Here is a 13,934-nt window from a genome sequence, read left to right as displayed (position 1 = left end):
AGGGTACTATCGCCGTACCCTTAACAATCCCGGCTCCCCGCGGGAAAATTGTTGCTACGCAATACCCTCCGCTTATTCCTCCAGGCTACCGGGCCGGGCGCGAGGTAGCGTCCTTGCAAAGCGCGCCCTGAGCCAGCATCCATGCTGGCTCTCCCGGCCTTACGGAAACACGTCGGCAATTTTCAGCCGGACCAGCCCACACCTGACCATCTGCGTTTTTTGTTTAAACAGCAAAACGGGTTTCACTGGAAGTCAGAGCGTTGAAGCGATGACCCCGGTCCGGCTGAAAATCGATGAGTCGTTGACGGCTGACCGGGTCTGCCCGCATGGATGCGGGCAGAGGGGACGGCCTGCAGGGACGCAGGCTCGTCCCCGACCCGACAGGCAGACGGCATAAGACGAATGAATCGCATCGCGACGATTTTCCCGCCGGGAGCCTGGGATGCAAGGGAGGCGGCGGTGAGCCTCCCTTGCACGTTCACGGGTATCTCTGATTCAGAGAAGTGATAACGCTGGGGTGAACGGAACCCCATAGCGGAATAAAATATTCTCCATCATGTTTAACATGACATGCAGTACATCTCTGGCATATCTAAACAAAAGATAAAACAGTGAAAAAGCGGATTAACGCGCTGCGTTCCACTACCGCTATCTGTTCCGCACGTTAAAAATTCTGTGACGCTCTCCAGCATTCCTGGTGGAAAGCATTCCATTCTCAAAATCTATGAGCAAACTTTAGCTATTCTTATCAAACATACTCACGGGAGATCCTACAGATGATGTCAACGCTTGCCCCACCATCTGTACTTTCCGCTCCCCAGCGCCGTTGCCAGGTGCTGCTGACGCTTTTCCTGCCGGGGCAAATCGCGACTACACAAACCTTCAGCAGCCTCAACGGCGTCGATGATGCCACGGTTCAGGAAGATATTATTGGCGCAGGACTCGAAATCCAGCGCTATCACCGGCTCGCGATAGCCACCGCGCAGAATGGTGGCTATACGATCGAAGGAACCCCGCTAAATCAACGTCTGTGTCTGTTGCAGTGGCTGCGCCGTGGCCTGCGGATTTGCCCTGCCTTTATCGCTCAGCAGTTTACCCCGGCGTTAAAAGCAGAACTTAAACAAAGGGGGATCGCACGTACGCTGTATGACGACACCAATCTGCATGCGCTCATTAATCTGTGTTCCCGGCGCTTGCAGAAACCGTTTGAGTGTCGTGACATCCAGTTCCTGCGTCTGTATTTACAGTATTGCCTGCTACAGCACCACGCGGGGATCACCCCGGAGTTTAACCCACTCCAGCAACGCTGGGCGCAATCCTGCGCGGAATATCCGCTCGCAGAGGAAATTGGCCGTCACTGGCAGCGCCACGTCATGCAGAGTGCACCACTGGGCGAATCGCTGTTTATGGCGTTGCTGTTCTCAATGCTTCGTATCCCCGACCCGATTCGCGATAATCACCATCAGGATCGCCGCCTGCGTCTTGCTATTGCACGGCTGGTGCTACGTTTTCGCGAGTATGGCAATGTGCGCTTCAGCGATGAGCAAGGGCTGAATGACCAGTTGTATATCCACCTGGCTCAGGCACTGAACCGCAGCGTGTTTGCCATCGGCATTGATAACACGCTGCCGGAGGAGTTCAGCCGCCTTTATCCCCGGCTGGTTCGTACTACCCGCGAGGCGATTCACGGCTTCGAGGCCGAATACGATGTGCAATTTTCCGAAGAAGAGATCGGGCTGGTGGCCGTTATTTTCGGCGCCTGGCTGATGCAGGAGAAGGATTTACACGAAAAGCAGATAATCCTGCTGACCGGTAGTAATGAACAACTTGAAGTGCATATAGAGCAACAGCTACGCGAACTGACGCTGCTGCCGCTCAACGTAAAACATATGCCGATGCAGGACTTTCAAAAAGAGGGTGCTCCGCGCGGTGTAACGCTGATTATTACGCCGTACACCACGCCACTACCGCTATTTTCACCCCCGTTGATTCATGCGGATCTGGCGCTTACGCCGCATCAGCAGCAGCAGATCCGCAAAATTCTCGAATCATAACGTTGCAGGCTGCGCGACCACCTTCGGGCGCAGAACGATTGCCGGGAGCGCCACCAGCGCCATCACCCAGAACACGCCGCTGCCCAGATTCTGGTACAGATAGCCCGCGAATACGGTCATGATGGCGATACTGCCGCCCATCGCTATCGCGGAATACACCGCCTGCAAACGAATAACTTCGCTCCCCTGGCGTGCCGCGATATAACGCATTGCCGCCAGGTGGCAGACGGTAAAGGTTCCGCAATGGAGGATTTGCACCACGATCAGCCACGGCAGCTCGGTGCTCCAGCCCATCAATCCCCAACGCGCCACCCCGCAAACGGCGGAAAGCAGCAGCAGATCGCGGGCGCTAAAGCGACGGAACAGCTTGTGACTAAGCGCGAAAATAATCACCTCCGCCACCACACCTAGTGACCATAAATAGCCCACCGCCGAAGCGGAATATCCAGCAGACTGCCAATAGATGGCGCTGAAACCATAATACGCAGCATGCGCCCCCTGTAGCAGACTCACGCAAGCAAGAAAACGCCAGCTCTGGGTTATCAGCGCGCGCCAGGCGGGCCATCCCGCACTCTCCTGCTGACGGTTTTCACCCGCTGGCTGCACGCTCGGGCGAATCATCATGCCCAGCAGCATCGAGGCGACGCCAAGCGATAGCAGGACCAGGATCACCCGATAGTCAAACAGGCTCACCAGTTTGCCGGTTAACGCGGAGCCGATCACAAAAGCCACGGATCCCCATAGTCGCACCCGACCGTAATCCATGGTGATTTGTTTCTGCCAGGTGTTGGCCAGCGCGTCGGTCAGCGGTACCAGCGGTGAGAAAAACAGGTTAAAGCCGATCATCACCACCATCAGCCACGCCACGTTGGTTCCCGCCCAGAAGGCCAGCGCAAACACCAGCGTCAACAGAGCCAGAATACGTAACGCTGAGATCAGCCGGGAGGGATCGCTCACACGCGGCGCAATCAGCAAACTACCGAGAAAACGGGCAATCAGCCCCGCGCCCAGCAGTAAACCGATGGTTTCCGGCGTCAGCCCTAACCCTTCGAGCCAGACGCTCCAGAAAGGCAGAAAGATACCGTAGCTAAAGAAATAGGTGAAATAACCGAGCGCCAGCCAGCGCGTGGAATGCAAAGCCATGGGTCCTCCTGTTTTGGAAGCCCTAGTCTAATGACTCAAACCACATTCTGAAGAGTACTACCGTTCACATTTACGAAATAATTGTGACAAACATCACCTTTAACCAACACGATTGGTCATCCGCATCCGCAATCGTTTACATCTGTATGATTTTAAAGCAGAGAACATGCTGGGATGAATAAACAGTAATGCAAGGAATTGAATGGGTTTTGCGAAAAATACTCAGATGAATAACAAAAGCCTTAATATCATCACAAGTATATCACTTAACAGCCAATATTCGTGATTACAATATTTTGACTCCCCACCAATTTAAAATTATTTAAATGTAATAGCAGTTAGCTCGTTCATTTTTAATAAATATAATCTGAAAATCTCGCTTATTAATATGACTGCCAGCGCATATCGAATACCATTGCCCAGCAATTAATTTTGATCTTTGTCTTTTCATTAATTTAATTGCTAACAGGTTTATCAAATAAGAGGGACTTTAATGAACAAAATTGCAAAATCTATAGCGGTTAGCTTGCTGGCGCTTTCTGCGGGAAGCGCATGGGCGACGGACGGTAAAATTGAATTTACGGGTGAAATTCTAACCAGCACCTGTGAATTCGCCGATGGTGACGTCATCAACGTGGAACTGGGTCATTACGCCGCCGCGCAGTTTAAAACTGTCGGTGATACCAGCCCGGCGATTCCGGTTAATATTCCGTTGGAAAACTGCCCAGCCACCCCGTGGGAGCACGTTGATGGCACAACGGACAACTCGTTCCAACTGTGGCTGGAAACGCGCGCTGGCGGCACCGTAGCCGATCACGACGATCTGGTCGCCGTTAGCAGCATGGATACCGCCGCAACCGGCGTGGGCATCCGTATCGCAAGAGCCAGCGACAACGCAACGATGGTGCTGAATAAGCTGCCCGCGGCTGATTCAAAAATCAGCTTTGCCCCGGAAGCCGATGGCACCACTATCGTAGGGCTACAAGCCTATTACGTCTCCACTGTAGATTCTAAAGAGATCTCCCCAGGCGAAGCCAACGCCAGCGTTGACGTCACCATCGACTACCGCTAATCCCGTATACCGTCTCTTTCCATCCCTTCTTCCCGCTGAGATGGAAAGAGACGTTTTTTGACATAAGGTTAAGGATTACAGCGATGAAAAAAAACACCGCGCTCGCTTTGGCATTGGTGCTGGGCAGTTGGGTCAGCCAAAGCCTCGCTGGCGGTATTGTGCTACAGAGAACCCGTGTCATCTACGATGCCGGGAAAAAAGAGGCCGCGCTGCCAGTGGCTAACCGCAGTGAAGGTCTGCCTTATTTATTGCAGTCGTGGGTCGACAATGCACAGGGAACCGCACGAGGCCCCTTTATTATTACGCCGCCGCTTTTTCGCCTCGATGCTGATAACGATTCATCATTACGAATTATAAAATCATCTGAAAACATTGCTAACGATAAAGAATCGTTGTTCTTTATTAATGTGCGCGCTATTCCTGCCAAAAACCAAACCACCGATGCGAATAATAATACGCTAACGCTGGTATTTAAAACACGAATAAAACTATTTTATCGCCCGACAAATTTAGTCGGCAAGCCTTACGACGCTTATAAATCTCTTGAATATAAATATAGCAATAATGAGTTAGATATATATAACCCATCGGCTTATCACGTCGTATTCGCCGGTCTTGCGCTAGGGAAAACCGATCTCACGAATAAAATCGATTACATCGCTCCCGGCGAGCATAAACGGCTGGCGGTCCCCGCCGCCGCAGGGAAAACGGTGCAGTGGGCCGCGATCAACGACTATGGCGGTACCACCAAAACAGAAACCCAGACGCTGCAATAAGCCGCGCCTCACGATGATAGCTCTCAGGGAATGACAAGCGATATGACGCAAAGAACGCCGAATTTATCAACCGTGAAGCCACTTGCCTTCTGGTTGCACTGCGCAATCGCCAGCGGATGCCTGGCCTCCGGCCATGCCTGGGCCGGTGACTTCTACTTTGATCCAACCCTTCTGGAAACGGAGAAAAGCGGCCAACAGGCGGTGGATCTGGCGGTATTTTCGCAGAATAACGCCCAGCTTCCCGGCGAATATATTGTTGATATTTATATTAACAACAAGAAAACCGGCCAGCGTAAGCTGCCGTTCGTTGCAGGTAAAGAACACCAGTTGATTCCTCAGTTCACCCTCGGGCAATTGCGTGAACTGGGCTTTAAAATCGACAACTATCCACAGTTGGCGGAGCAGGACAACGCCACGACGGTTGCCGACCTGACGCAGGCGATTCCCGGCAGCATCTCACAGTTTGATATCAACCACAGCCGACTGAATCTCAGCGTGCCGCAGATTGCCCTTTACCGTGACGCCCGCGGCTATGTAGATCCTGCTCGTTGGGACGACGGGATGCCGGTTTTGTTCACCAACTACAACTTTAGCGGTTCGCAAAACCAGTACGACAACGACAGCGATCGGCGCCAGTATCTGAATATGCAAAATGGCGCCAACATCGGCCCCTGGCGACTACGCAATTACTCGACCTGGGCGCACAGCGATAATGACACGCGTTGGGATAGCATTAATAGCTGGCTACAACGGGATATCAAAAGCCTGAAATCGCAGCTGGTGATAGGCGAGAGCGCCACCGAAGGCACGGTGTTCTCCAGCTATCAGTTTACCGGCGTGCGGCTGTACTCTGATGAAACCATGCTACCCAACAGCCAGCGCGGTTTTGCGCCGACCATTCGCGGCATCGCCAACTCCAGCGCTATCGTTACGGTACGGCAAAACGGCTACATCCTGTATCAAAGCAACGTTCCGGCGGGGGCTTTTGAAATCAACGATCTCTACCCTTCGGCGTTCAGCGGCGACTTAGACGTCACTATCGAAGAAGCCGACGGCAGCATACGTCATTTCGTCCAGCCGTTCTCCGCGCTGCCGCAGATGCAAAGACCGGGTTATCTAAAATACAGCGTCACCGCGGGGCGCTTTCGCGCTGCCAGCTCGCAGGATAGCCACGAGCCGGAGTTCCTTGAAAGCACCGCCAGCTATGGTCTGAACAACGCGTTCACGCTTTACGGCGGCCTGAACGCCTCGCAGGACTACCGAGCGCTGGCGCTGGGCCTCGGCTCTACGCTTGGCGTTCTGGGAGCAGTATCGATGGACGTCAGCCGCGCGGACACTCAGCTTGATAATGATGAAAGCTATCATGGCTACAGCTGGCGCACCCAGTACATCAAAGACCTACCGGAAAGCGGCACCAGCGTGTCGCTAAGCTACTACCGCTACACCAGCAGCGGTTATTTCAACTTCTCCGACGCCAACCAGAAGGGTATCAACGGCGGCGATCACCTGCGCAATGAAGCTCAGTTCACTGTCAGCCAGACGTTGTTTTCTGGTATCAGTTTCTACGCCTCTGGCTCGCAGCAGGAGTACTGGGATCGCGAGCAGCAGGATAAAAACCTGTCCATTGGCCTGAACGGCAATCTGTGGGGCGTGAGCTATAACCTCAGCGGCCAGTTTACCGACTCACATGACAGCGACAACGACCGTACGCTGTCGCTCAGCCTGAGCGTGCCGTTGGATCGCTGGCTGTCGCATGCGCAGGCAACCTGGCGCACCACTGACCAGCGCGATCGCGCTACTCAGCACGAAGTGGGCATCAATGGCTCGCTGCTGGAAGACCGTCGGCTGACTTATAACCTGAAACAACGGCAAAGCGAAGGTGGCGATCCGGGCAGCAGCAGTCTGTACGGCAGCTACCGTTCTGCCTACGGCACCGTGAATGCCGGTTACGACTACAACAGCGATAACCGCCAACTGAGCTACGGTCTCTCAGGTGGTATTGTCGCCCATCGTCACGGCGTGACCCTGTCGCAGTCGCTGGGCAATGCCTTTGCGCTGATTGACGCCAACGGCGCGGCAGGGATCCGGGTGAAAAATTACCCCGGCATCGCCACCGACTATTTTGGCTATGCCGTGATCCCCTATCTGACCGCGTATCAGGAAAACGCCATCTCTCTCGATACCACAATGATGCCGGATAACGTCGACGTCACCGAAACGGTGCGCACCGTAGTGCCTAATCGCGGTGCCGCCGTAACGGCACACTTTATTGCCCGGACCGGCTACCGCGTACTGCTGAAACTCACCGATGCGCGCGGAAAAGCACTGCCCTTCGGCGCCATCGCCAGCAGTCAGACGCAGCAGAGCATCGTCGATGAAGGTGGCGTGCTGTATATCACTGGTGTAAACAGCCAGCCGCAGATCTGGTCCGTGCGCTGGGGTAATCAGCCAGATCAACAGTGCCAGTTTACCTTCAGCCTGCCGGAAGATTCTGCTCGCAACACCGCAATACAAAATGGGAACGCGCTATGTCAATAAAGAGTCTGTGGATGAAAAATGGGATTACCGCCGTGCTACTGGCGCTACCTATCACCCCGGTCTACGCGGTGAACGGGGCCTGCTCCGCGACGGGAAGCTTTAACGTCAATATAGCCAGCGACTGGACGCAAGCACAGAACGTCGCGGGAACCTCGCTGGAACTGCCAACGCCGCTCTCAGGCAATGCTTATCAAATCGATTGCAGCTGTAGCGCGGGTAGCAAAGTGGCGTTGTACTATACGGTCACCAGCGCGCTATCTAAAAACGGTAAACTCAGCGGCTTTTACCAGTTGAATGATAATCTGGATATTAAAACTGAAGTTGATGACATTCCTGGGAAGACGGCGGTCACGCCGCTGAACACTAAACCTATCCAGGAAAGTGGCTCTTACAGCCCCAGCAGCAGCAAAGGTAGCGTGTGCACGGCTGACCCAGCGGAGATCCGCGCCGCGCCGGTAACCATTGGCGCGAGCACCCGTTTTACGCTGTACGTCACCAAACCCTTCCTGGGGGAACTGGTAATTCCAGACACCCTGGTCGCCTCAGTACAGGCCGGATGGACCAGTTCGTCCACCCCACCATCGGTGAGCAGCATGGAAGATATCGCCGAACTGCGCATCCAGGGGAGCATCACCGTGCCCCAGGATTGTAAAATCAACCAGGGCGACGTGATTCAGGTCGATCTCGGTTTTATCAACGCCAACCGTTTCACCACCAAGGACCAGATGCCGGACGGCTATACACCGGTCAATTTTGACATTCACTATGACTGCGGTGATACCTCAACCATCAAAAATAGCATGGAAATGAGGATTGATGCTGATGATGTGATTGAGCAGTACACGTTAGTCGCCCGCCGCCAGGAAGCCAATAACGTCCCGGACATCGGTGTGAGAATGGCCCGTATCGACGGGACCCATGTCAATGTCCCGTTCACAAATGGATTGATCAATATCGATCCTTCCGGCAAGGGAGTAATCAACCTGGAAGCCTGGCCGATTAATATGCTCGGCGGCACGCCCGCGCCGGGGAAATTTAGCGGTACCGCGACCATCACCGTTCTCGTGAAATAATGGCTCACAACATCGGCTGGCGCTGAGCCAGTTCGATAAAATGCTGCAGGGCGGGCTTTAGCTCGCCTTTTTTCCACGCCATCAACAGCGCAATGGTCGGAACATCGCCAACAATAGGACGGAAAACCACCTGTCCGGTATTAAAATTATTCATATAACCGGGTATCAAAGTCACCCCCAGCCCCATGCCGACCAGGTTCATGGTCACCAGAATGTTGGTTGCCACCTGCACAATGTTGGGCTGGCTTTTTTGTCGCTGAAACCAGTTTTTGACAATCATCGCTAACGCGCCGGAGTAGGCCGGATCGGTACTGACAAAATTCACGCCGTGTAGTTGTTCTGCGGAGATTGCTTGCTCATTAGCTAACGGATGATTCACCGGTAAAACCACTACTAACGGCTCATGAATCAGCTCCAGATAATCGAGATCCGGGCTGTACACCGGGTGGCGCATTAAGCCCACATCCAGCTCTCCACTCAGGATCTTCTCTTCCTGTTCAGTGGTGATCAGACTCACCAGCTCAATGTGCGTATCAGGCTGTTTTAAACGAAACAAAGGCAGCACCTTCGGCAGCAGATTTACCTCTGCGGAAGGGACAAAACCGATGGCGAAATGATTATCTTCCTGCACCGTTTTACGGGCACGAACTTTGGCGTTTTCCGCCTGTTCGAGGATCGCCAGCGCATCTTGTAAAAAGCACTCTCCCGCCGCCGTCAGCGCAACTTTTCGTTTATCCCGCACCAACAATGGAACGCCCACGCACGTTTCCAGATCGCGGATCTGGCTGCTTAACGACGGCTGAGAGGTATGCAGCTTTTCTGCCGCTCGGGTGAAATTCAGCGCCTGCGCCACCGCTACGAAATAGCGTAAGTGCCTCAGTTCCATACCCTTCTCCTTGTTATCGAAAAAATGTCTCAACTGGTAGAAATTTACTATTTCACAGATTGATAACCAAACAGCAACATCCTTAGGGTACAAAAAAAGAAGGTCAATACATCTTAGCTTTCAGGATTAAAAAATATGACCACACCCTCAAATTTAGACATCTACCAACTGATCGATACGCAAAACGGTCGCGTAACCCCACGAATTTATACCGACCCTGAAATTTACCAACTGGAGCTGGAACGCATCTTCGGACGCTGCTGGTTATTTCTCGCCCACGAAAGCCAAATCCCCAAACCCGGTGATTTTTTTAACACCTACATGGGCGAGGATGCAGTTGTGGTGGTTCGCCAGAAAGACGGCAGCATCAAAGCGTTTCTCAACCAGTGTCGCCACCGCGCAATGCGCGTCAGCTACGCCGACTGCGGTAATACCCGCGCCTTCACCTGCCCGTATCACGGCTGGTCGTACGGCATTAACGGCGAGCTGATCGACGTCCCGCTGGAACCGCGCGCCTACCCGCAAGGGCTGTGCAAATCGCACTGGGGGCTGAACGAAGTTCCTGGCGTAGAGAGCTACAAGGGACTGATTTTCGGCAACTGGGATACCTCCGCGCCTGCGCTGCGCGATTATCTCGGCGACATCGCCTGGTATCTCGACGGTGTGCTGGATCGTCGTGAAGGCGGCACCGAAATCGTCGGTGGCGTACAAAAGTGGACCATCGATTGTAACTGGAAATTCCCCGCCGAACAGTTTGCCAGCGACCAGTATCACGCGCTGTTCAGCCACGCCTCGGCCGTGCAGGTGCTGGGGGCAAAAGACGACGGCAGCGATAAACGCCTGGGAGACGGACAAACCGCCCGCCCGGTGTGGGAAACCGCCAAAGACGCACTACAGTTCGGTCAGGATGGGCACGGTAGCGGATTTTTCTTTACCGAAAATCCTGATGCCAATGTCTGGGTCGACGGCGAAGTCTCCAGCTACTACCGTGACACCTACGCGGAAGCCGAGCAGCGTCTGGGTAAAGTTCGCGCCCTGCGTCTGGCCGGTCACAACAACATTTTCCCAACGCTTTCCTGGCTCAACGGTACTGCCACCTTAAGGGTCTGGCATCCGCGCGGGCCGGATCAAGTTGAAGTGTGGGCATTCTGTATTACCGATAAAGCCGCCTCTGATGAAGTGAAAGCCGCGTTTGAAAACAGCGCAACGCGGGCTTTTGGCCCCGCCGGATTCCTGGAGCAGGACGACTCGGAAAACTGGTGTGAAATTCAAAAACTGCTGAAGGGTCATCGCGCACGCAACACCAAATTGTGTCTGGAAATGGGGCTGGGCCAGGAGAAACGTCGTGAAGACGGCATTCCGGGGATCACCAACTACATCTTTTCGGAAACCGCCGCGCGCGGCATGTATCAGCGCTGGGCCGATTTACTCAGCAGCGAAAGCTGGCAGGAAGTGCAGGAAAAAACCGCCGCTTACCAGCAGGAGGTGATGAAATGAGCACCTTAGTTTCTCAGGAACTACACCACCGCATTACACAGTTTCTCTACCATGAAGCCAGCCTGCTGGATGACTGGAAGTTTCGTGACTGGCTGGCACAACTGGATGAAGACATTCGCTACACCATGCGTACGACGGTCAATGCCCAGACGCGCGATCGTCGCAAAGGCGTGCAGCCGCCGACCACCTGGATTTTCAACGACAACAAAGACCAGCTCGAACGTCGTATCGCGCGGCTGGAAACCGGCATGGCCTGGGCGGAAGAGCCACCGTCGCGTACCCGGCACCTGATCAGCAACTGCCAGGTCAGTGAAACTGGGGTTCCCGACGTCTTTGCCGTGCGCCTTAATTATCTGCTGTATCGCGTGCAAAAAGAGCGCGATGAGACCTTTTACGTCGGCATGCGCATAGACAAAGTGCGCCGTTTGCCGGGCGATGAGTGGCGCTTACTGGAGCGTGAGATCGTGCTGGATCAAGCGGTGATCACCTCCCATAACCTGAGTGTACTGTTCTGATGAGTCGTGTTTATGCCTGCCCCGTAGGGGATTTGCCGGAGGGTGAAGCGCTCCGGCTTGATACCTCGCCCGTCATCGCGCTGTTCAACGTTGGCGGCGAGTTCTATGCCATTAACGATCGCTGTAGCCACGGTAACGCTTCGATGTCGGAAGGCTATCTGGAAGACGACGCTACGGTGGAATGCCCGCTGCATGCCGCCAGTTTTTGCCTGAAAACCGGCAAGGCGTTGTGCTTACCCGCCACCGACGCGCTCACCACCTACGCGGTATATGTAGACGGTAGCGATGTGTTTGTTGATATTCCAGAGGACGCAAGATGAGCGATTTACGCGATAACGTGGTCTTTATCACCGGCGGCGGCTCCGGTCTTGGCCTGGCGCTGGTCGAGCGTTTCATCGAGGAAGGTGCGCGGGTCGCCACGCTGGAGCTGTCGCCAGCTAAAGTTGCCAGCCTGCGTCAGCGCTTTGGCGAACATGTGCTGGCAATCGAAGGCAACGTCACCTGCTACGCCGACTATCAGCGCGCGGTAGATCAAATCCTGACGCATTACGGTACGCTGGACTGTTTTATCGGAAATGCGGGGATATGGGATCACAACGCCTCGTTGGTCAATACGCCTGCGGATGCGCTGGAGAGCGGCTTTCATGAGCTGTTTAACGTCAACGTGCTGGGCTATCTGCTGGGCGCAAAAGCCTGTGCCCCTGCACTTATCGCCAGCGAAGGCAGCATCATCTTTACCCTGTCCAATGCGTCGTGGTATCCCGGCGGCGGCGGCCCGCTGTATACCGCCAGCAAACATGCGGCTACCGGGCTGATTCGCCAGCTGGCATACGAGCTGGCACCAAAGGTTCGTGTTAACGGTGTCGGTCCATGCGGTATGGCGACAGATCTACGCGGCCCGCAGGCGCTGGGACAAAACGATACATCGATTATGCAGTCGCTTACGCCGGAAAAAATCGCCGCTATTTTGCCACTACAGTTTTTCCCGGAGCCGGCGGATTTTACCGGCCCGTATGTGATGCTGGCGTCAAAGCGTAACAACCGCACATTGAGCGGCGTGATGATCAATGCCGACGCCGGTCTGGGTATTCGCGGTATTCGTCACGTCGCCGCCGGACTGGATCTCTGAGGAGGCGTTATGAACCCAAAAACTATCGCTATCGTCGGCGGCGGTCAGTCGGCGGCTATGGCTGCCGCTGCACTGCGCCAACAAGGATTTGACGGCGAATTACACCTGTTTTCCGATGAGCAACATCTGCCCTATGAACGCCCACCGCTCTCCAAAGCGATGCTACTGGACGACAATCCGCAACTTCAGCCGATACTCCCCGCTGACTGGTGGCGGGAACACAACGTACAGCTGCATCTGGGGGTTACTGTGCGGACGCTCGGCCGCCAAACGCATCAGTTGGTGCTGACTAATGGGCAGAGTTATCCATGGGATCGGCTACTGATTGCGACGGGCGCTGCGGCACGCCCCCTTCCGCAACTGGATAAGCTGGGCGATCGTTGCTTCACCCTGCGCCACGCGGGCGATGCCGAGCGCCTGCGCGACAATTTATTGCCGGGCAAGTCGATTGTCATTGTCGGTGCGGGCACCATTGGTCTGGAACTGGCGGCCAGCGCGACTCAACGTGGCTGTCAGGTGACGGTAGTGGAGCTGGCGCCAACGGTCATGGGCCGCAACGCGCCTGCTCCGGTGCGCGACTATCTGCTAGCCCGCCACCAACTTGCGGGCGTGCGAGTACTGCTTAACAGCACTATTGAGCATGTCGAAGCAGGAGAGTGTCTCTCACTCACGCTACAAAACGGCGAAACTCTCACCGCTGATGCGGTGATCTATGGCATCGGTATCGTGGCGAACGATATGCTGGCCCGCGAAGCGGGGCTGGAGACGGCGAACGGCATTATCGTTGATACCGCCTGCACCACCTCCGATCCCGCGATTTTCGCCGCCGGTGACGTAGCGATAACGCGCCAGGCTGACGGTTCGTTAGTACGCGTCGAAAGCTGGGAAAACGCCAATTTTCAGGCACAGGTTGCCGCCGCCGCGGTGCTCAATCAACCGCAGCCAGCAGCAACGCCGGGCTGGTTCTGGACCGATCAATATCGCGATAATTTGCAGTTTATTGGCGAAATGCAGGGAGACAGCTGGCTCATACGCGGCAATTCAGATGCGCAGAGAGCAATATGGTTTAACCTACAGGATGACGTGATTGTCGGCGCAGTAACGTTGAATCAGGGCCGAGAAATACGTTTATTGAGAAAATGGATTCAGGCAAAGAAAAAGCCGCCAGTGGCGGCTTTAATCGATGAAACAATCTTGCTTAAGTCAATATAACTGCCGGATGGCACTTCGTTTATCTGGCCTACATGTGAG

General features: G+C 54.6%; 12 protein-coding genes. 10 read left to right on the top strand and 2 right to left on the bottom strand.

Features of this window, described 5'->3' with window-relative positions; all coding sequences use genetic code 11:
* Positions 1-776 precede the first annotated feature (776 nt).
* Entirely contained in the window at positions 777-2,054 is a 1,278-nt protein-coding gene (gene csiE, locus OGY71_RS06865) for a stationary phase inducible protein CsiE (protein WP_003835255.1), read from the top strand.
* On the opposite strand, the gene OGY71_RS06860 is transcribed toward csiE, so the two are convergent.
* On the bottom strand, positions 2,049-3,197 hold the full coding sequence (locus tag OGY71_RS06860; protein WP_125112739.1) for a 3-phenylpropionate MFS transporter: 1,149 nt from the start codon (positions 3,195-3,197) through the stop codon (positions 2,049-2,051). The two genes, csiE and OGY71_RS06860, sit on opposite strands and share 6 nt — an antisense overlap.
* Positions 3,198-3,690: 493 nt before the next feature.
* On the opposite strand from OGY71_RS06860, the gene OGY71_RS06855 reads away from it, so the two are divergent.
* From OGY71_RS06855 to OGY71_RS06840, 4 genes are all read left to right on the top strand, one after another.
* Positions 3,691-4,269: a fimbrial protein gene (locus tag OGY71_RS06855; RefSeq protein WP_003835260.1), complete on the top strand. Its 579-nt coding sequence runs from the start codon at positions 3,691-3,693 to the stop codon at positions 4,267-4,269.
* Between the two features lie 83 nt (positions 4,270-4,352).
* Positions 4,353-5,045 (top strand): fimbrial biogenesis chaperone, encoded by a 693-nt coding sequence (locus tag OGY71_RS06850; RefSeq protein ID WP_003835261.1) that lies wholly within the window; start codon positions 4,353-4,355, stop codon positions 5,043-5,045.
* 42 nt (positions 5,046-5,087) lie between these two features.
* Positions 5,088-7,583 carry a fimbria/pilus outer membrane usher protein gene (locus tag OGY71_RS06845; RefSeq protein ID WP_256874072.1) on the top strand — a complete coding sequence of 832 codons (2,496 nt, stop codon included), beginning with the start codon at positions 5,088-5,090 and terminating at the stop codon, positions 7,581-7,583.
* Positions 7,574-8,656, top strand: coding sequence for a fimbrial protein (locus OGY71_RS06840; RefSeq protein WP_003835263.1), 1,083 nt, complete (start codon positions 7,574-7,576; stop codon positions 8,654-8,656). Before OGY71_RS06845 ends, OGY71_RS06840 begins: the two co-directional genes overlap by 10 nt.
* A gap of 4 nt (positions 8,657-8,660) precedes the next feature.
* On the opposite strand, the gene hcaR is transcribed toward OGY71_RS06840, so the two are convergent.
* Positions 8,661-9,542, bottom strand: a complete 882-nt coding sequence (hcaR, locus tag OGY71_RS06835) for a DNA-binding transcriptional regulator HcaR (protein WP_003835264.1) — start codon at positions 9,540-9,542, stop codon at positions 8,661-8,663.
* Positions 9,543-9,677: 135 nt separating this feature from the next.
* On the opposite strand from hcaR, the gene hcaE reads away from it, so the two are divergent.
* The 5 genes from hcaE to hcaD are packed head-to-tail and all read left to right on the top strand — an operon-like array spanning position 9,678 to position 13,895.
* Positions 9,678-11,039: a 3-phenylpropionate/cinnamic acid dioxygenase subunit alpha gene (gene hcaE / locus OGY71_RS06830; protein ID WP_032944240.1), complete on the top strand. Its 1,362-nt coding sequence runs from the start codon at positions 9,678-9,680 to the stop codon at positions 11,037-11,039.
* Positions 11,036-11,554: a 3-phenylpropionate/cinnamic acid dioxygenase subunit beta gene (hcaF, locus tag OGY71_RS06825; RefSeq protein ID WP_286613020.1), complete on the top strand. Its 519-nt coding sequence runs from the start codon at positions 11,036-11,038 to the stop codon at positions 11,552-11,554. Before hcaE ends, hcaF begins: the two co-directional genes overlap by 4 nt.
* Positions 11,554-11,874 (top strand): 3-phenylpropionate/cinnamic acid dioxygenase ferredoxin subunit, encoded by a 321-nt coding sequence (gene hcaC / locus OGY71_RS06820; RefSeq protein ID WP_032944244.1) that lies wholly within the window; start codon positions 11,554-11,556, stop codon positions 11,872-11,874. Before hcaF ends, hcaC begins: the two co-directional genes overlap by 1 nt.
* The gene (gene hcaB / locus OGY71_RS06815; protein WP_048215769.1) at positions 11,871-12,683 is read left to right on the top strand and encodes a 3-phenylpropionate-dihydrodiol/cinnamic acid-dihydrodiol dehydrogenase; all 813 of its coding nucleotides are present in this window, start codon (positions 11,871-11,873) and stop codon (positions 12,681-12,683) included. Before hcaC ends, hcaB begins: the two co-directional genes overlap by 4 nt.
* A 9-nt stretch (positions 12,684-12,692) precedes the next feature.
* Positions 12,693-13,895 (top strand): phenylpropionate dioxygenase ferredoxin reductase subunit, encoded by a 1,203-nt coding sequence (hcaD, locus tag OGY71_RS06810; RefSeq protein ID WP_286613018.1) that lies wholly within the window; start codon positions 12,693-12,695, stop codon positions 13,893-13,895.
* Positions 13,896-13,934: the final 39 nt, after the last annotated feature.

The sequence above is a fragment of the Citrobacter sp. Cpo109 genome, assembly GCF_030332565.1.
Taxonomy (GTDB): Bacteria; Pseudomonadota; Gammaproteobacteria; order Enterobacterales; family Enterobacteriaceae; genus Citrobacter; species Citrobacter portucalensis.
The sequence above is the reverse complement of the archived record's forward strand: the minus strand, read 5'-3'. Positions and strand labels throughout refer to the sequence as shown.